Source organism: Pseudomonas sp. P97.38, assembly GCF_001269745.1.
In the GTDB taxonomy this organism is placed as follows: Bacteria; Pseudomonadota; Gammaproteobacteria; order Pseudomonadales; family Pseudomonadaceae; genus Aquipseudomonas; species Aquipseudomonas chlororaphis_E.
The window spans coordinates 47,542-63,959 of sequence record NZ_LHVJ01000018.1 but is presented as its reverse complement, the minus strand read 5'-3'; the positions used below and the strand labels follow the sequence as shown (position 1 = coordinate 63,959).

The 16,418-nt window shown below is 62.9% G+C and carries 20 protein-coding genes; 8 read left to right on the top strand and 12 right to left on the bottom strand.

Features of this window, described 5'->3' with window-relative positions; translation table 11 throughout:
* The 4 genes from AD664_RS15500 to AD664_RS15485 form a co-directional block, all read right to left on the bottom strand.
* Positions 1-243, bottom strand: a 243-nt coding sequence (locus tag AD664_RS15500; protein WP_053147700.1) for a transposase, incomplete at its 3' end; no start/stop codon positions are given.
* Between the two features lie 132 nt (positions 244-375).
* Positions 376-999, bottom strand: a complete 624-nt coding sequence (locus tag AD664_RS15495; RefSeq protein WP_053147697.1) for an SOS response-associated peptidase — start codon at positions 997-999, stop codon at positions 376-378.
* A gap of 35 nt (positions 1,000-1,034) precedes the next feature.
* Positions 1,035-1,295 carry a putative signal transducing protein gene (locus AD664_RS15490; protein WP_042732193.1) on the bottom strand — a complete coding sequence of 87 codons (261 nt, stop codon included), beginning with the start codon at positions 1,293-1,295 and terminating at the stop codon, positions 1,035-1,037.
* A gap of 11 nt (positions 1,296-1,306) precedes the next feature.
* Complete coding sequence (locus AD664_RS15485) at positions 1,307-1,489, bottom strand: CPXCG motif-containing cysteine-rich protein (protein WP_047735957.1); 183 nt, start codon at positions 1,487-1,489, stop codon at positions 1,307-1,309.
* 139 nt (positions 1,490-1,628) lie between these two features.
* On the opposite strand from AD664_RS15485, the gene AD664_RS15480 reads away from it, so the two are divergent.
* Positions 1,629-2,795 carry a 1-acyl-sn-glycerol-3-phosphate acyltransferase gene (locus tag AD664_RS15480; RefSeq protein WP_053147695.1) on the top strand — a complete coding sequence of 389 codons (1,167 nt, stop codon included), beginning with the start codon at positions 1,629-1,631 and terminating at the stop codon, positions 2,793-2,795.
* Between the two features lie 175 nt (positions 2,796-2,970).
* On the opposite strand, the gene AD664_RS15475 is transcribed toward AD664_RS15480, so the two are convergent.
* On the bottom strand, positions 2,971-3,255 hold the full coding sequence (locus AD664_RS15475) for a hypothetical protein (protein ID WP_042732190.1): 285 nt from the start codon (positions 3,253-3,255) through the stop codon (positions 2,971-2,973).
* Between the two features lie 201 nt (positions 3,256-3,456).
* Here AD664_RS15475 and AD664_RS15470 point away from each other — a divergent pair, with 201 nt between their 5' ends.
* Positions 3,457-3,663 carry a hypothetical protein gene (locus AD664_RS15470; RefSeq protein ID WP_047735959.1) on the top strand — a complete coding sequence of 69 codons (207 nt, stop codon included), beginning with the start codon at positions 3,457-3,459 and terminating at the stop codon, positions 3,661-3,663.
* Positions 3,664-3,790: 127 nt separating this feature from the next.
* Here AD664_RS15470 and AD664_RS15465 read toward each other — a convergent pair whose 3' ends face one another.
* Positions 3,791-4,375 carry a YajG family lipoprotein gene (locus tag AD664_RS15465; RefSeq protein ID WP_047735960.1) on the bottom strand — a complete coding sequence of 195 codons (585 nt, stop codon included), beginning with the start codon at positions 4,373-4,375 and terminating at the stop codon, positions 3,791-3,793.
* A 205-nt stretch (positions 4,376-4,580) separates the two neighbouring features.
* On the opposite strand from AD664_RS15465, the gene AD664_RS15460 reads away from it, so the two are divergent.
* A complete protein-coding gene (locus AD664_RS15460) occupies positions 4,581-4,814 on the top strand; it encodes a hypothetical protein (protein ID WP_042732368.1) in 234 nt (77 codons plus the stop codon).
* Between the two features lie 737 nt (positions 4,815-5,551).
* Positions 5,552-7,060, top strand: a complete 1,509-nt coding sequence (mqo, locus tag AD664_RS15455) for a malate dehydrogenase (quinone) (RefSeq protein WP_053147693.1) — start codon at positions 5,552-5,554, stop codon at positions 7,058-7,060.
* A 115-nt stretch (positions 7,061-7,175) separates the two neighbouring features.
* Here the strand turns inward: mqo and AD664_RS15450 are convergent, their stop codons facing one another.
* Entirely contained in the window at positions 7,176-7,463 is a 288-nt protein-coding gene (locus AD664_RS15450) for a PA4642 family protein (protein WP_042732370.1), read from the bottom strand.
* A 61-nt stretch (positions 7,464-7,524) separates the two neighbouring features.
* A complete protein-coding gene (locus AD664_RS15445) occupies positions 7,525-8,010 on the bottom strand; it encodes a hypothetical protein (RefSeq protein ID WP_053147691.1) in 486 nt (161 codons plus the stop codon).
* Positions 8,011-8,186: 176 nt separating this feature from the next.
* On the opposite strand from AD664_RS15445, the gene dauA reads away from it, so the two are divergent.
* Positions 8,187-9,911: a C4-dicarboxylic acid transporter DauA gene (gene dauA, locus AD664_RS15440; protein WP_053147688.1), complete on the top strand. Its 1,725-nt coding sequence runs from the start codon at positions 8,187-8,189 to the stop codon at positions 9,909-9,911.
* A gap of 109 nt (positions 9,912-10,020) precedes the next feature.
* Here dauA and AD664_RS15435 read toward each other — a convergent pair whose 3' ends face one another.
* Both AD664_RS15435 and AD664_RS15430 read right to left on the bottom strand, forming a co-directional pair.
* Positions 10,021-10,494, bottom strand: a complete 474-nt coding sequence (locus tag AD664_RS15435) for a WbuC family cupin fold metalloprotein (protein ID WP_053147686.1) — start codon at positions 10,492-10,494, stop codon at positions 10,021-10,023.
* Between the two features lie 3 nt (positions 10,495-10,497).
* The gene (locus AD664_RS15430; RefSeq protein ID WP_042732257.1) at positions 10,498-11,055 is read right to left on the bottom strand and encodes a hypoxanthine-guanine phosphoribosyltransferase; all 558 of its coding nucleotides are present in this window, start codon (positions 11,053-11,055) and stop codon (positions 10,498-10,500) included.
* Positions 11,056-11,229: 174 nt separating this feature from the next.
* On the opposite strand from AD664_RS15430, the gene upp reads away from it, so the two are divergent.
* Both upp and AD664_RS15420 read left to right on the top strand, forming a co-directional pair.
* The gene (gene upp, locus AD664_RS15425) at positions 11,230-11,868 is read left to right on the top strand and encodes a uracil phosphoribosyltransferase (protein ID WP_042732256.1); all 639 of its coding nucleotides are present in this window, start codon (positions 11,230-11,232) and stop codon (positions 11,866-11,868) included.
* Positions 11,869-11,870: 2 nt separating this feature from the next.
* Positions 11,871-13,145, top strand: coding sequence for a uracil-xanthine permease family protein (locus tag AD664_RS15420; protein ID WP_053147684.1), 1,275 nt, complete (start codon positions 11,871-11,873; stop codon positions 13,143-13,145).
* 132 nt (positions 13,146-13,277) lie between these two features.
* On the opposite strand, the gene hemH is transcribed toward AD664_RS15420, so the two are convergent.
* Both hemH and AD664_RS15410 read right to left on the bottom strand, forming a co-directional pair.
* On the bottom strand, positions 13,278-14,303 hold the full coding sequence (gene hemH / locus AD664_RS15415) for a ferrochelatase (RefSeq protein ID WP_053147682.1): 1,026 nt from the start codon (positions 14,301-14,303) through the stop codon (positions 13,278-13,280).
* Positions 14,304-14,316: 13 nt separating this feature from the next.
* Positions 14,317-15,216 carry a TIGR01777 family oxidoreductase gene (locus tag AD664_RS15410; protein WP_053147680.1) on the bottom strand — a complete coding sequence of 300 codons (900 nt, stop codon included), beginning with the start codon at positions 15,214-15,216 and terminating at the stop codon, positions 14,317-14,319.
* Positions 15,217-15,413: 197 nt separating this feature from the next.
* Between AD664_RS15410 and AD664_RS15405 the strand changes: the two genes are divergently transcribed.
* Entirely contained in the window at positions 15,414-16,400 is a 987-nt protein-coding gene (locus tag AD664_RS15405) for an NAD(P)/FAD-dependent oxidoreductase (RefSeq protein ID WP_053147678.1), read from the top strand.
* The last annotated feature ends 18 nt before the right edge of the window (positions 16,401-16,418 follow it).

Here is a 16,418-nt window from a genome sequence, read left to right as displayed (position 1 = left end):
AATGTCCAGGTCTTTTTGCCTGAGCAACGCTTTGAGCTGCTGGATCTCTCGCTGATCGGCGGTAATCGCCTTGGCCCCTTCCGGGGTCGAACCCAAGCGCTCTTTGCGAACCTGGTCGACCCAACGGCGCAAGGCAGTAGGGCCAATATCCAGAGTGGCACAGACCTCAGGAACTGACTGGCCTTCGTCCAGCACCATGCTGGCAGCTTTGAGCTTGAACTCACTGGAATAAGATTTACGCATAGCCAAACACCTCAGATTTGGGCGCCATCATAGCGCCCGATTGAAGTGTCCAAAATCATTAGGCCAGTTCAAGCCCGCTCCCACAGGCATTCGGATTGGCTCGCGAAGAGGCCAGCCAATACACCAACGCCCTCAAGCCGGCGTCAGGCACTCCGGCCCATTGAGCTTCGGGTCATTGACCATGTTGGCCAGCACCCGCTCGCGCAAGGCGGCCGGTTCGCTGGCCAGCAGCCCTTGCAAAGCATGCAATGGCGTCTGGGGGTCTAGCCACTGGCGCTGGCCTTCTTCGTCCAGAATCAGTGGCCGGCGCTGCCCCGCCGCCGGCTGGGTAATGACCGCCGTGCTCAACCACACCTGTTCCTGCACCGGATACGCCTCCCAGATCGCGGCGAAGAACAACGACGACCCTTCGCCCGGGGTCAACCAGTACGGGCGCTTGCGCGTGCCGCCGCGCCATTCATAAAAGCCGTTGGCCGGCAGCAGGCAGCGCCGCAGGCGCAAGGCCTCGCGGAACATCGGTTGCTCGGCCACGGTTTCGGCCCGGGCATGGGCCGGGGTGCGGGACAGGTCGGTCAGCCACGGCGGCGTCAGCCCCCAGCGTGCCCGGGCCAGTTCCCGCTGGCCGTCGGCGCCGACACGCAGCATCAGCACCGAATCGTTGGGCGATATATTCCATTGGGCCTTCTGGTCGGCCGGAAAGCCGGGCAAGGCCGCGAAAGCGGGGTTCCAGCGAAACAGGGCATAACGTCCACACATGGGGCAACACAACTCTTTATCAAACGGCCGCCAGCCTAACAGACCAGCGTGCCGGGGTAGCTCTGCGGCTCATCGCCGGGCACGGGCATCGCCGCATTGTACGCAACGATCAACTCACGGGCGTATTGCGCCTGCTCGTCCTCCACCGCCAGCCCCAGCAAGCCTTGCATCGGCAACTCACCGACGCCGCCCACCAGGTCGCGGCCCACCAGATGCGCGGTGATGCCCTCGCTGGCGAGCATGCCTTGCAGCAGCTCGCCCTCCATCAGGTTTTCCAGCTCGTAGATGCGTTGCATGGGCGCGCCCCTCAGTCGTTTTCGGCGTGGACCTCAAGATGCCATTCCTCGCCATGCACCTGCAGGACAAAGGTGACCGGCCGACAACAGACCTGACAGTCCTCGATGTAGTTCTGGTCCCCACCCGACAGGTCCACGGACGTCTCGATCTCTTCACCACAATAGGGGCAATCATAAAGAGCAGTTTCCAGCATCGCGGGTCTCCCAGGTGACTTGTGCGTATAATCGCCGGTCTGTTTGCAGGGCTATTTTCGCCTGGCTTGTCTGCCAGGCCGTGCCCCATCGTTTTTTGAGCGAACCTTTACTTACCCTAGCCGTTTCCAACAAGAGAGCATGATGGGCGAATTCGATGCCATCCGACCTTACGACGACAGTGAAGTCCCAGCGGTGCTGGCACGGCTGCTCGGCGACAAGGCGTTTCTAGATATCCTCACCCACTTCCGCTTCCCGCGCCTGGCCGGCGCATTAGGCTGGATGCTCAAACCCCTTATAGCGCAAAGATTGCGTCGTGAGTTCGCCGGTGTGAGCTCCGTCGCCACTTTGCAGGACAAGGTAGAGTTCTACGTCGACCACACCATCGAGCGCGCCACCGACGGCGTGACCTATACCGGCGTGGAGCAATTCAAGTCCGGCAGCGCCTACCTGTTCATCGCCAACCACCGCGACATCGTGATGGACCCGGCCTTCGTCAACTACGCCGTGTACCACGCCGGCCTGCCGACACCGCGCATCGCCATTGGCGACAACCTGCTGCAAAAACCGTTCGTCAGCGACCTGATGCGCCTGAACAAGAGCTTCATCGTGCACCGCTCCCTCACCGGACGCCGGGAAAAACTGGCGGCCTACCAGTTGCTGTCGGCCTACATCAACCACTCGATCCGCAACGACTGCGCCTCGATCTGGATCGCCCAGGCCGAAGGCCGGGCCAAGGACGGCGACGACCGCACCGAGTCGGCGATCCTCAAGATGTTCCACATGAGCCGCAAGGACGAGCCGTTCGGCGAAGTAATCCAGTCGCTGAACCTCACGCCGGTGTCCATCAGCTACGAATACGACCCGTGCGACCAGGCCAAGGCCCGCGAGCTGTACATCCGCGCCACCACCGGCACCTACACCAAGGCGCCCGGCGAGGACGACGTGAGCATTGCCAAGGGCATCACCGGCTACAAGGGCCGGGTGCATGTGAACTTTGCCACGCCCATCACCGAATATTTCGAGGACACCAAGCAATTGGCCGTGGAAATGGACCGGCAGATTCTCGGCGGCTATCGGTTGTTCCCGGTGCACTACCTGGCCTACGCCCAATGGGCTGACGCCGACCCGCAATTGCAGGTGCCGACGGCGGCCGAGGTGTTTGGTGCCGAGGAACTGGCCAAGGCCGAGCAAGAGTGGCAACGCCGACTGGACGCTTGCCCGGCGGATTACCGACCGTTCCTGGTGCTGCAATACGCGACGCCGGTGCGCAATCAGTATCGGGTCAAGGCGGGGTTGGCGTTGTAAGGCGGAGCGTGTCTCGACCTCAGGAGAAGCGCCATACCTGTGGCGAGGGGATTTATCCCCGCTGGGCTGCGCAGCAGCCCCCAGGATTGTTTGCTTATCCAAGCCTGGCGAGTGCTCCGCACTCGAACGGGGATAAATCCCCTCGCCACAGACAACGCCTACATCAATAACCTGATCAGTGAATCTGCGTGCTGATCCACGACACCAGCAACGCCAGCGCCAGGCAACCGAAACCGAACCGGTAGAAGAACCGGTTCATGCGCTGGGTCGCCAGGTCCAGCAGCGCCTCGAAGCGCTCCTCACCGTTTCCGCTGCGTGCTTGCAGGCAGGCTCGGGCCCGCTGCTCACGGCGGCGCGTCGCATGCAGCACCCAACCGCCCGGGCAGGCGAACAGCAACGCGAGCAGGTTGATCAGTTTGGCGGGGTGGGCAGCGAACAGCGAAAACAGATGCAGCGACATCACGAACCTCAAGCGGAAATACGGACAGGACACGTCCGGGACCTACGAACAGGGCGCGGATTCTACCGAAAGCCTGCCGCCCTGGGCGGTTTTTTCCGACCTGTGGGGGCAAGGTCCGGGCGACCGATTAATTTGCCCCGTCACGGTTTCGTCATCTGGATAAGCCACCCTGTCGCCCTTCAAACCAGCCCGGACCCCATCATGCTTCACGCCGAAAACCAGGACCGCCTCTACCTCATCAGCCCCAGCGACGAACAGCAGAACCTCGTCGACAGCCTGTCCTTCAATGTGCAGGACCGACACTGGCTGGTGTATTGCGCCCTCGGCGGCCACCAGCACGCCGACCTGCCCGAGACCGACCTGCTGACCGGGATCAGTGTGCTGGAGTTGTATTCACAGGCGGCATGAAATCGCTCCTGCAAAAACACCTGTGGGAGCGAGCTTGCTCGCGATAGCGTCCGCACACCAACACATCTGTTGACTGACAGGCCGCTATCGCGAGCAAGCTCGCTCCCACATTGGGGATGGTTGACTTTTACTCAGCCAGCACCTGGCCAATGGTCGGGTCCTTGAACAGACGCGTCAGGGCATCGCTCAACACATCGCTGACCAGCTTGGTGTTGGTGTCCTGGTTGGGCGCCATGCCGAAGCGCTGGTCCAGCGACGCACCGTAGCGACCGCTGTAGCGGCGGTTGGCATTCTGCACGTCGGAGCGGAAGGTCGCGCCGATGGTGGCTTCGGTCACGTACATGCCTTCCTTGGGCGACTGGTACTTGAGTTCGGCCAGGGTCACGGTCAGTTGCGGCGCGTTCAAAGCGTTCGCGGTCGGGGTGAAGCCGAGCAGGCGGACAGCGGCTTCAGCCTGGGCCTGCAGCTTGGGCAGGATCTGCGCGCCCTGCACCGTGATCACGCTGGTTTCCGGGTACAGCCCGCCACGGGTGCCGAGGGTCGGCGACGGACGACCGTCCACTACCCGTACCACCACCGGCTGGCCACGTCCTACGGGCGCCAGTTGGGCGTTGAGCTTGGGCTCGGGGTTGAGTTGTTGCGGGCTGTGGGCGCAGCCGACGAGGGTCAGACTGGCCACGGCGATCAAACCGAACAACAGGCGTTGCAACATGCGCTTCTCTCCAGAATCGGGCACGAACAGGCCGGCAGTATAGCGGTGCGCTCGGCCTTGGAACTAGCACCGCACGATGAATACTCAAATGTCTGACACGGGCCGGTAACCGCGGTTCCTGTCACCCCATTGTCACGGTCCTTACACCGCCATGTCATGGCCCGCTGTCAGGCTAGCCTCAAGCTCCCTGACCCGGTATCCGATCATGCGCTTGCTCATTTCCCTGTTCACACCGCGCCCTCACCACCGCAGCTTCGCCCTGCTGGACCGCAACGGTCTTTGCCAGGCGTTCAAGCAATGCAGCCTGCAACCCATGGGCGAAGGCTGGGTGGAAATCGAAGAGATCCGCCTCAACTGGCTGCACCAGCCACTGCCCGCCAGCGCCCGCGTGCAACCGGTGCGCGCTCGCGCACGCAACCGACAACTGTTGACCATCTGACCGGACGGCTAATAAAAGTCATTAATCACGACCATTTCCCTGCGTTTCTTCGATACAATCTCCCCCCGATTATAAGGACGTCTCCTGATCGGGCCCCGCAACGCCGCTGATGCGCAGGTATTGGCACCCCGCACCGCCCACAGAGAGCCGCCCACACAGATCGAGTGAAGCTGGCGCGCTTGCTGTTTCTCAAGCCATTGACCACTTTTCGCGCATCTGCAGAGCTGTCATTACGCTCGGTCACTGAGCTGTCTGCCCGTTTTGCCTGTCATGTAATACATGGGGGCAACCAAACCGGGCGCGGTGCCAGGCTGGGACAGCCCTTTTTTGAGGTTCACGTCTTCAAAAGAGCGTGAAAAAACGGGTTTTCACAACTTCACAAGAGTGTGGCGAGCAAATGAAGAGTTTTGCGTCTGAACAAGCACCATTAGCGTCTGAAACAGCCCAACGATACAGGACCGGATATCGCTCAAGAACCGCTGCCTGAAGCCTGTCCGCTACGGATTTGGTTGCGCTAACGGATGTCTCGGCCATAAGTCGAATTGCCTGCCCGGCGCTTAAATGAGTTCATGTGACTCTGTAAGGCCAGGCTGCATGCATCCGCAGTAGTTGCGAAAAATTGCGAAGATTCGGACATGGCGATCCTGGCCATGGGTACCTGGGGCACCACCACCTGCCCCGCCAATCCTGGCCGCTATGCCGACAATTTGGTGCTGCAGATTTTGGAGACGCGTTAAATGGCGCATAACGAAGCAGTCGATGTAGTTCTGGTAGGGGCCGGCATCATGAGTGCCACCCTGGCCGTACTGCTCAAGGAGCTCGACCCCGCGATCTCGCTGGAAGTCGTCGAGCTGATGGATTCCGGTGCCGCGGAGAGTTCCAACCCCTGGAACAACGCCGGTACCGGCCACGCCGGGCTGTGTGAGCTCAACTACACGCCCCAGGCGGCCGATGGCAGTGTCGACATCAAGAAAGCCGTGCACATCAACACCCAGTTCGAGGTGTCGAAGCAGTTCTGGACGTACCTGACCAAAAAGGGCTCGTTCGGTTCTTCCAAGTCGTTCATCGCCCCGGTGCCGCACCTGAGCTTCGTCCAGGGCGAAAAAGGCGTGTCGTTCCTCAAGAAGCGCTTCGAGCTGCTGAGCAAGCACCACGCCTTCGCCGACATGGAGTACACCGAGGACAAGGCCGTGATGGCCGAGTGGATGCCGCTGATGATGCCGGGCCGGCCAGCCGATGAGGTCATCGCCGCCACCCGCGTCATGAACGGCACCGACGTCAACTTCGGCGCCTTGACCAACCAGTTGCTCAAGCACCTGACCAGCGCACCGGACACCCAGGTCAAGTATTGCAAGCGTGTCACCGGTCTCAAGCGCAAGGGCAGTGGCTGGACCGTGAGCATCAAGGACGTCAATTCCGGCAGCACCCGCGAAGTCGACGCCAAGTTCGTCTTCCTGGGCGCCGGCGGTGCAGCATTGCCGCTACTGCAAGCCTCGGGCATCGAGGAAAGCAAGGGCTTCGGCGGCTTCCCGGTCAGCGGCCAGTGGCTGCGCTGCGACAACCCGGACGTGGTCAAGCACCACCAGGCCAAGGTCTACAGCCAGGCCGCGGTCGGCTCGCCGCCCATGTCGGTGCCGCACCTGGACACCCGCGTGGTCGATGGCAAGAAATCCCTGCTGTTCGGGCCCTACGCCGGCTTCACCACCAAGTTCCTCAAGCACGGTTCGATCATGGACCTGCCGCTGTCGGTACGGGCCGGCAACATCGGCCCGATGCTGGCCGTGGCCCGCGACAACATGGACCTGACCAAGTACCTGATCAGCGAAGTGATGCAATCGATGGAGCAACGCCTGGAATCGCTGCGGCGCTTCTACCCCGAGGCGAAAGCCGAGGACTGGCGCTTGGAAGTGGCCGGCCAGCGGGTGCAGATCATCAAGAAAGACCCGAAGAAAGGCGGCATCCTGCAGTTCGGCACCGAACTGGTAGCGGCCAAGGACGGTACCCTCGCCGCCCTGCTCGGCGCATCGCCAGGTGCTTCGGTGACCGTTTCGATCATGCTGGAACTGATCGAGCGCTGCTTCCCGGACAAGGCCAAGGGCGAGTGGGCCACCAAGCTCGCGGAAATTTTCCCGGCCCGGGAAAAAGTGCTGGAAACCGACGCGGCGCTGTATCGCAAGATCAACGCGCAGAACAACGTCGCGCTGGAGCTGGTCGAGCAAAGCAGCGAGACCCAAAGCTACGCGTGAGGCTCGCCCCATAAAAAACGCCCCGTTCTCCATGAGAGCGGGGCGTTTTTTATGGGTGACGTTTTGTGGCGAGGGAGCTTGCTCCCGCTGGCCTGCGAAGCAGGCCCATGATCAATCAGCCACGCGCCTTCTCGATCAATTCGATGTATTCCTCGGCGTTGCGCTGGTCCTGGACCAACGCCACGAAGTCGTTGCCGTGCTCATCCTTGCCATGGAGGTCGTAGCCGGCTTCGACGAAGAAGGTCAGGAACCGCTCGAAATCATCGACCCGCAGGCCGCGGTAGCCCTTGATCAGTTTGTGCAGCGACGGCGAAGTGGCATCGACCGGTTCGAAATTGAGGAACAGCTTGATCTGTTCGTCGCCAATCTCGTCACCAATCACCTGTTTCTTGTCTTTACGCATTGCCGGCTCCAACTCGCACGATTCACGGGGCGGGCAGTTTACCCCCGGCAGGCCCCGAGGCTCAACGCGAGCGTTCGGCCCTGGTGTGCAGATCGGCCCAGATGTGGCCATTGGCGTAGGTGAGGAACTGCACATACACAGTGTTGTTGCGCAGCAGATCAATGACCACCCGGTATTGGGCCTGTGGATAAGTCAGGGTGAGGGTCTTGCTGGCCTCGTCGAAAACCGGCTTCTTCAGGCTTTTGCTTTCGCCGTCGAAGTTGAGGATCACCTGGTTGAGGCTGGCGCCCTTGTTCAGTGGCTTGCCCTTGAGGCGCACCAGCAAGGGTGAGGTGACCGGGATCGGCTGTTGATTGGATTGACGCTGATTGCCCAGCACCACCGAATATTCGGTGACCTGCAGCAATTGCTGCTGTTCGGGCTGTTCCTGGCGCGCCACCAGGTCGTCGGGGGGCAGGAACTGGCTGTGCATCGGTGCGGCCATCGCCGTCAAAGGCAGGCTGGATATCAGCAGTACAGCGGCGCAACGGCGAATCGAGACAGGCATGGCAAGCTCCGGGGTCTTGGCCGGGCACTCTAGCATGAGCCTGGGCGGTAAAAATAACGATCCAGATCAATACATCCGCGCAACGAGCACGGCATACTCAAAGAGCCATCAGCCCCGGTTTAGCGGTGCATGCCTTTGTGGCGAGGGCCAGTGCCAGCCCCTTGCGAGGAGTATTCATGTCTTTCTCCGCCCCACCGTTGTTCGCCGCCTGGCGCCAGAGCTGGCGGGCTGGTTATACCCTTGCGCGCCTGCGCGGCGACCTGGTGGCCGGGCTGACCGTCGGGATCATCGCCATTCCGTTGGCCATGGCCCTGGCGATCGCCGTTGGCGTGCCTCCGCAGCATGGCCTGTACACCGTGCTGGTGGCGGCGCCGCTGATCGCCCTCACCGGTGGCTCGCGCTTCAACGTGAGCGGGCCGACGGCGGCGTTCGTGGTGATCCTGTTGCCCATCACCCAGCAATACGGCCTGGGCGGCTTGCTGTTGTGCACGATGCTGGCCGGCCTGATCCTGATCGCCTTGGGCCTGATGCGGGCCGGACGGCTGATCCAGTACATCCCCTACCCGGTCATCCTGGGCTTCACCGCCGGGATCGGCGTGGTCATCGCCACGTTGCAACTCAAGGACCTGCTGGGCCTGAGCAACGTCGGCCAGGCCAGGCACTACATGGAACAGCTCGGCGAACTGCTCATCGCCCTTCCCGGCGCCCGCCTGGGCGATAGCCTGATCGGCGTCACCTGCCTGGCGCTATTGATCATCTGGCCGCGCTGGGTGCCGAAAGTCCCCGGGCATCTGGTCGCTTTGCTGGTGGGCGCACTGCTGGGGCTGGCGATGGAGCGCTGGGGCTTGCCGGTCGCGACACTGGGCGAACGCTTTGGTTACGTGGTGGAGGGCGTCACCTACCCGGGCATCCCACCGTTTCTGCCAAGCTTCGACTGGCCCTGGCATCTGCCGGACGGCCAGGGCCACCCCCTGAACCTTTCCTATGACCTGATCCGCCAGTTGCTGGGCCCCGCCTTCGCCATCGCCATGCTCGGCGCCATCGAGTCACTGCTGTGCGCCGTGGTGGCGGACGGCATGACCGGCAGCAAGCACGACCCCAATGCCGAGCTGATAGGCCAAGGCCTGGGCAATCTGGTGGCGCCGCTGTTCGGCGGCATCACCGCCACCGCCGCGATTGCCCGCAGCGCCACCAATGTGCGCAGCGGCGCGTCGTCACCGTTGGCCGCGATCATCCACAGCCTGGTGGTGCTGCTGGCGATGGTGCTGCTGGCACCGCTGTTCAGCTACTTGCCCATGGCCGCGCTGGCGGCATTGCTGGTCATGGTTGCCTGGAACATGAGCGAAGCCGGGCATGTGCTGCACACCCTGCGCATCGCCCCGCGCAGCGACGTGCTGGTGCTGCTGACCTGCCTGGGCCTGACGGTGCTGTTCGACATGGTGCTGGCCGTCGCGGTCGGTCTGTTGCTGGCCGCCGGGTTGTTCATCAAGCGCATGAGTGAACTGACCGACAGCGCCGAACTGCCCCGCCACTTCCACCAGGCCTTGCTGGACATGCCCGAGCATGTGCGCTGCTATGGCATCCGCGGGCCACTGTTCTTCGGCGCCGCCGAAAAGGCCTTGGATGTGCTACGCCGTTTCGACCCGGGGGTTCGAGTGGTGATCGTGGAGATGAGTGCCGTGCCGATGCTGGACATGACCGCACTGGCCGCGTTTGAAAACATCCTGAAGGATTACCGCAAGCAGGGCATCGGCCTGATCCTGGTGGCGACCGCGCCGCGGGTACGCCTGAAACTGCGCCGCGCCGGCATCCACCGCGAACAGCGCCAACTGGCCTATGTGAAAACGCTGGAGCAGGCGCGGATCAAGAGTGAGCGCTGGCTGCAAGCCCACTGCGCCTGACCTGTGGCGAGGGGGGCCGCTTCGCAGCCCAGCGGGAGCAAGCTCCCTCGCCACGAAAACGAGCTCCCCCTCGCCACAAAACCTTCGCTGCCTGTGCCCGATGCGGTGCTCAGTCGAACTGCGCCCGCATCCACGACTGGTACTCAGCCACGCCGGCCTCGCCTTCGCGGGGTGCCCAGTGGGCCAGTTCGCCGTCGCCCACCGGGCGGTAGGGACCGGCCTTGCATTCGAACATCAGACTGTCGGCTTCCAGCACCACCAGACCGTGATACACGCCAGCCGGCAGGTCGACGCCCAGGCAATCGCCGCCGGCCTGCAGGACGCGCTTGTCCACCACCGCACCGCCTTCATCGAAGATCAACACCCCCAGCCGCCCTTTGAGCACCAGCAGGGTTTCCGCCTTGTCGGCACTCAGGTGACGGTGCGGAGGGATGTATGTCGAAGGCTGCAAGCCTACCGCCATGCGATGGCAAGGTTCGTCCATCTGATGAAAATTGTGGTGCTGCCGCCCACGCGCGCTGGCGGCGGCTTTCCCGGCCACTTCATCAAACAACGCTTGATCCAGAAAGCTTGGCCGGTTCATCGATTACATCCCCTTGACCGCGAAAATACCGTTCGCGTTGCGCCAGTAGCCTTTGTAGTCCATGCCGTAGCCGAAGATGTAGCGGTCGATGCACGGCAGGCCGACGAAATCGGCCTTCAGGTCCGGACGGGCCTTGCGGTCGTGGTCTTTGTCGATCAGCACGGCGGTGTGCACCGCACGGGCGCCGGCATGCTTGCAGAAGTCGATGATGGCGCCGAGGGTGTGGCCCTCGTCGAGAATGTCGTCGATGATCAGCACGTCGCGGTCGATGAACGAGACTTCCGGCTTGGCCTTCCAGAACAGGTCGCCGCCGCTGGTCTCGTTGCGATAACGGGTGGCGTGCAGGTAGGACGCTTCCAGCGGGAAGTTCAGGTAGGTCAGCAGCTTGCCGGAGAAAATCAGCCCGCCGTTCATGACGCAGAACACCACCGGGTTGGACTCGGCCAGTTGCTCGTTGATCTGTGCGCCGACACGGGCGATCGCCGCTTCGACTTCGGCTTCGGTGTACAGGCAGTCAGCCTCTCGCATGATTTGACGGATATGCTCGAGATCAGCGGACATGGCGCTCTCCAAGGGGGTTGAGGGGGCGGGAGGTTCAGAAAAGCGGGCAAAGGTACGCATCCCGCCCGGCCAGATCAAGCGTTTGTGGACTAACGTTCTGTATTGTCTATAGGACAACACCCTCGGATAGATTAATCTAGGCCGGTTTTTTTGCCCGCCGCCGGAGCCTTCCCCATGCCCATCCTCGAGATCCGCCATCCGCTGATCAGACACAAACTCGGCCTGATGCGCCGCGCCGACATTAGCACGAAGAACTTCCGGGAGCTTGCCCAGGAAGTCGGTGCCCTGCTCACCTACGAAGCCACCAAGGACCTGCCCCTGGAGTCCTATGAAATCGACGGTTGGGCCGGCAAGGTCCAGGTCGAGAAAATCGCCGGCAAGAAAATCACCGTGGTGCCGATCCTGCGCGCCGGCATCGGCATGCTCGAAGGCGTGCTGAGCCTGATCCCGGGCGCCAAGGTCAGCGCCGTGGGCGTGGCGCGCAACGAAGAAACGTTGCAGGCCCACACCTACCTGGAAAAACTGGTGCCGGAAATCGACGAACGCCTGGCCATGATCATCGACCCGATGCTCGCCACCGGCAGTTCCATGGTCGCCACCATCGACCTGCTGAAAAAAGCCGGTTGCCGGGACATTCGCGCGATGGTGCTGGTGGCCGCGCCCGAAGGCATCCAGGCCGTGCAGGACGCGCACCCCGACGTGACCATCTACACCGCGTCCATCGACCACAAGCTCAATGAGCATGGCTACATCATCCCGGGCCTGGGCGATGCCGGCGACAAGATCTTCGGCACCAAGCAGAAGGACGCCTGAGCATGCAGGATGAGTTCAACGATCCGCTCTGGCGCCAGGTACTGTCCGGCGCGCAGATGCTGTTCGTCGCCTTCGGCGCGCTGGTGCTGATGCCCTTGATCACCGGGCTGGATCCGAACGTGGCGCTGTTCACCGCCGGCCTGGGCACGATCCTGTTCCAGGTCGTCACCGGGCGCCAGGTGCCGGTGTTCCTGGCATCGAGCTTCGCGTTCATCACCCCGATCATCCTCGCCAAGGGGCAGTTCGGCCTGGCCGAAACCATGGGCGGGGTGATGGCGGCCGGTTTCGTCTACACCTTCCTGGGCCTGGCGGTGAAGATCAAGGGCACCGGCTTCATTGACCGGTTGTTGCCGCCGGTGGTTATCGGCCCGGTGATCATTTCCATTGGTCTGGCGATGGCGCCGATTGCCGCGAACATGGCGATGGGCAAGGCCGGCGACGGCACCGAACTGATCCACTACCAGACGGCGATGATGATTTCGATGCCCGCCCTGCTCACCACCCTGGTCGTCGCGGTGTTCGGCAAAGGCATCTTCCGCCTGGTGCCGATCATTTCCGGCGTGCTGGTGGGCTTTGCCATGGCCTTTTTCTTCGGTGTCGTGGACACCGCGAAAATCGCCGCCGCGCCTTGGTTCGCCCTGCCGAACTTCACCGCACCGGCGTTCAACTGGCAGGCGATCCTGTTCATCGTCCCGGTGGCCCTGGCGCCGGCCATCGAGCACATCGGCGGCGTGATCGCCGTGGGCAGCGTGACCGGTCGCGACTACCTGAAAAAACCAGGCCTGCATCGCACCCTGTTCGGTGACGGCATCGCCACCACCGCAGCCGGCCTCTTCGGCGGCCCGCCCAACACCACCTACGCCGAAGTCACCGGCGCGGTGATGCTGACCAAGAACTACAACCCGAAGATCATGACCTGGGCGGCCATCTTCGCCATCAGCCTGGCGTTCATCGGCAAGTTCGGCGCACTGCTGCAAAGCATCCCGGTGCCGGTGATGGGCGGGATCCTCTGCCTGTTGTTCGGTTCGATTGCAGCGGTGGGCATGAACACGCTGATCCGCCACAAGATCGACCTGGGCGAAGCCCGCAACCTGGTGATCGTGTCGGTGACCCTGGTGTTCGGCATCGGCGGCGTGCTGGTGGGCACCGGCACCGGCCCGGACGACTTCGGCCTCAAGGGTATTGCGCTGTGCGCGGTGGTGGCGATTGCGCTGAACCTGCTGCTGCCGGGCAATGACGGCTGGAAGCACAAGAAACCGGATGAGCCGCTGATCTGATAGAGGTGCTGTCGGGTCGGGCCTCTTCGCGAGCAAGCCCGCTCCCACAGTGGAACTCGGGTGTACACACATTCTGTGACCATCCAGAATCCACTGTGGGAACGGGCTTGCTCGCGAAAGCGCCCTTGAACTTTATAGCGCCATCGGCGCCCGTTCACACAGAGTGCTCAATGCCTTCGCCCACTGCGGGTCGTCATTGAGGCAGGGCACCAGCACCAACTCCTCCCCGCCCGCCTCGCGGAACTGCTCGCGCCCACGATCACCGATCTCTTCCAAAGTCTCGATGCAATCGGCCACGAACGCCGGGCACATCACCAGCACTTTCTTCACGCCACTTTTGGCCAGTTCTTCCAGGCGCGCTTCGGTGTAGGGTTCGATCCACTTGGCGCGGCCAAGGCGGGACTGGAACGACACGGACCACCGCCCTGGCTTGAGCCCCATCTGCTGGGCAAACAGCTCGGCCGTGCGGATGCACTGGGCGCGGTAGCAGGTTGCAATGACTTCCGGTGGAGCGTTCTTGCAGCAGTCGGCGTCCTTGAAGCAATGAAACCCCGTCGGGTCGAGCTTGGTCAGGTGCCGCTCCGGCAAGCCGTGGAAACTCAACAGCAGATGATCGTGATCCTGCATCAGGTAAGGCTTGGCGCTGGCGACCAGGGCGTCGAGGTATTCCGGCTGGTCGTAGAACGGCTGCAAGACCGAGAACTGCACGTTGAGTTTCTTTTCCCGCACCACTCGCCTGGCTTCCTCGACCACCGTGGTGACGGTGCTGTCGGCGAACTGCGGATACAGCGGCGCCAACGTGATTTTCTGGTGCCCCTGGCTCGCCAGGCGCACCAGCGTCGACTCGATGGACGGCTCGCCGTAGCGCATCGCCAGTTCCACGGGGCCTTGGGTCCACTGGGCGGTCATGGCTTGTTGCAGGCGGCGGCTGAGCACCACCAGCGGCGAGCCCTCGTCCCACCAGATCGAGGCGTAGGCGTGCGCGGACTGCTCGGGACGCTTGACCAGGATCAGCGACACCAGCAAGCGGCGCACCAGCCATGGCAGGTCGATGACGTAAGGGTCCATCAGGAATTGATTGAGGTAACGGCGCACATCGGCCACCGAGGTGGAAGCAGGCGAACCCAGATTAACCAGCAGCAACGCGTGATCGGTCATGCAACGTCCTATTTCAAAGGCGGCTGGACAAGTCATCCAGGGCCGCGGGTAAATCGGTGAAGCGGAATGTGAAACCTGCCGCCTGCAATCGGGCCGGCGTGGCGCGCTGCCCGCCCAGCAACAGCAATGACAACTCCCCCAGCATGACTTTCAACGCCAGCTCCGGCATCGGCACCACGGCTGGCCGGTGCAACGCGCGCCCCAAGGCCTTGGCGAAATCGCGATTGCGCACCGGGTTCGGCGCGCAGGCATTATAAGGACCGCTGGCGTCGTCCTGGTGCAGAAGAAAATCAATCAGGGCGATTTGATCGTCGATATGAATCCATGGCATCCACTGCCTACCATTGCCGATTCGCCCGCCCAGCGCCAGTTTGAACGGCAGCGACAGCCGCGACAAAAGGCCGCCCTCGGCGGACAGCACCAGGCCGGTCCGCACCAGCACCACGCGCAGGCCCAGGGCCTCGGCACGTTGCGCGGTTTCTTCCCAGGCGATGCACAACTGACTGGCGAAATCCTCGCTCACCGGCCCGCAAGCCTCGGTCAACTCGCGTTCGCCGCCATCGCCATACCAGCCCACGGCGGAACCGGACACCAGCACCCGCGGTTTCTGCTCGCAACGTTCCAGCCACGCCAGCAATACTTCGGTCAGGGTGATGCGACTGCTCCACAGCAACATCTTGCGCTTGTGGGTCCAGGGGCGGTCGCCAATCGGCGCACCGGCCAGGTTCACCACCGCGTCCACGGGCTCGACGATGTCATCGAGCCGGGCGATGCCCTTGACCTGCGCCCCGCAGATTTTCGTCACCTCTTCGGGGCGACGACTCCAGACCGTCAAGCGATGCCCCTGTCCCAACCACAGGCGGCAGAGCTGACGCCCGATCAAACCAGTACCGCCGGTCAGCAATATGTGCATGAGATGTTCCTCGCATCGCGTTTTACCCAGCCCATTAGTCTATTTTTATAAGCAGGGATTTTTCGTATCGGACAGGGTCTGTGTTTAACAATAGGACAACCTATCCGAACGCGAACGGTAAAACTTATACCAAAAACCCGAATTGTACAGGTTTAAACGACGGCGTAGTCTGTACAGAAAAGGTAAACGAGGCCCTCATGACTGTACCTATCGCAATCATCGGCACCGGCATCGCCGGACTCTCAGCCGCCCAGGCCCTGACGGAGGCCGGGCACATCGTTCAACTCTTCGATAAAAGCCATGGCAGCGGCGGACGCATGTCCAGCAAGCGCAGCGACGCCGGCGCGCTGGACATGGGCGCCCAGTACTTCACCGCCCGCGACCGGCGCTTCGTCACGGAAGTGCAGCGCTGGCAAGCCAACGGCTGGGCCGCGGAATGGAACCCGCAACTCTACAATTTCCAGGGCGGGCAACTGAGCCCCTCGCCGGACGAGCAGACCCGCTGGGTCGGCACGCCCCGCATGAGCGCCATCACCCGGGCCCTGCTCGGCACGCTGCAAGTGCAGTTTTCCTGCCGGATCACCGAAGTGTATCGCGGCCAGGAACACTGGCATCTGCAGGACGCCGAAGGCTTCACCCACGGCCCCTTCGGCCAGGTGGTGATCGCCACCCCGGCGCCCCAGGCCACCGCACTGCTGGCGGCCGTACCCAAGCTGGCCGGCGTGGCGGCCGGCGTGAAGATGGACCCGACCTGGGCGGTGGCCCTGGCCTTCGAAACGCCGCTGGACACCCCCATGGAAGGCTGCTTCGTACAAGACAGCCCCCTCGACTGGTTGGCTCGCAACCGCAGCAAGCCAGGGCGCGACAGCGCGCTCGACACCTGGGTGCTGCACGCCACCAGCGACTGGAGCCGGCAGCACATCGACCTGTCCAAGGAGGCCGTGATCGAGCACCTGCACGGCGCCTTCGCCGAACTGTTGCACAGCGCCATGCCCGCCCCACACTTCAGCGTGGCCCACCGTTGGCTCTACGCCCGTCCCGCCGGCAGCCATGAATGGGGCGCCCTGGCCGATGCCGACCTGGGCCTGTACGTGTGCGGCGACTGGTGCCTGTCCGGCCGGGTCGAAGGTGCCTGGCTCAGCGGCCAGGAAGCTGCCCGTCGCTTGCACGCCAGCCTGCAGTAAACCGCCTCATCCGCTCCC

What these genes read in the sequence shown, in the direction of transcription:
- AD664_RS15495 (WP_053147697.1), bottom strand. Translation starts at nt 999, where the DNA reads ATGTGTGGACGTTATGCCCTGTTTCGCTGGAACCCCGCTTTCGCGGCC.
- AD664_RS15490 (WP_042732193.1), bottom strand. Translation starts at nt 1,295, where the DNA reads ATGCAACGCATCTACGAGCTGGAAAACCTGATGGAGGGCGAGCTGCTG.
- AD664_RS15485 (WP_047735957.1), bottom strand. Translation starts at nt 1,489, where the DNA reads ATGCTGGAAACTGCTCTTTATGATTGCCCCTATTGTGGTGAAGAGATC.
- AD664_RS15480 (WP_053147695.1), top strand. Translation starts at nt 1,629, where the DNA reads ATGATGGGCGAATTCGATGCCATCCGACCTTACGACGACAGTGAAGTC.
- AD664_RS15475 (WP_042732190.1), bottom strand. Translation starts at nt 3,255, where the DNA reads ATGTCGCTGCATCTGTTTTCGCTGTTCGCTGCCCACCCCGCCAAACTG.
- AD664_RS15470 (WP_047735959.1), top strand. Translation starts at nt 3,457, where the DNA reads ATGCTTCACGCCGAAAACCAGGACCGCCTCTACCTCATCAGCCCCAGC.
- AD664_RS15465 (WP_047735960.1), bottom strand. Translation starts at nt 4,375, where the DNA reads ATGTTGCAACGCCTGTTGTTCGGTTTGATCGCCGTGGCCAGTCTGACC.
- AD664_RS15460 (WP_042732368.1), top strand. Translation starts at nt 4,581, where the DNA reads ATGCGCTTGCTCATTTCCCTGTTCACACCGCGCCCTCACCACCGCAGC.
- mqo (WP_053147693.1), top strand. Translation starts at nt 5,552, where the DNA reads ATGGCGCATAACGAAGCAGTCGATGTAGTTCTGGTAGGGGCCGGCATC.
- AD664_RS15450 (WP_042732370.1), bottom strand. Translation starts at nt 7,463, where the DNA reads ATGCGTAAAGACAAGAAACAGGTGATTGGTGACGAGATTGGCGACGAA.
- AD664_RS15445 (WP_053147691.1), bottom strand. Translation starts at nt 8,010, where the DNA reads ATGCCTGTCTCGATTCGCCGTTGCGCCGCTGTACTGCTGATATCCAGC.
- dauA (WP_053147688.1), top strand. Translation starts at nt 8,187, where the DNA reads ATGTCTTTCTCCGCCCCACCGTTGTTCGCCGCCTGGCGCCAGAGCTGG.
- AD664_RS15435 (WP_053147686.1), bottom strand. Translation starts at nt 10,494, where the DNA reads ATGAACCGGCCAAGCTTTCTGGATCAAGCGTTGTTTGATGAAGTGGCC.
- AD664_RS15430 (WP_042732257.1), bottom strand. Translation starts at nt 11,055, where the DNA reads ATGTCCGCTGATCTCGAGCATATCCGTCAAATCATGCGAGAGGCTGAC.
- upp (WP_042732256.1), top strand. Translation starts at nt 11,230, where the DNA reads ATGCCCATCCTCGAGATCCGCCATCCGCTGATCAGACACAAACTCGGC.
- AD664_RS15420 (WP_053147684.1), top strand. Translation starts at nt 11,871, where the DNA reads ATGCAGGATGAGTTCAACGATCCGCTCTGGCGCCAGGTACTGTCCGGC.
- hemH (WP_053147682.1), bottom strand. Translation starts at nt 14,303, where the DNA reads ATGACCGATCACGCGTTGCTGCTGGTTAATCTGGGTTCGCCTGCTTCC.
- AD664_RS15410 (WP_053147680.1), bottom strand. Translation starts at nt 15,216, where the DNA reads ATGCACATATTGCTGACCGGCGGTACTGGTTTGATCGGGCGTCAGCTC.
- AD664_RS15405 (WP_053147678.1), top strand. Translation starts at nt 15,414, where the DNA reads ATGACTGTACCTATCGCAATCATCGGCACCGGCATCGCCGGACTCTCA.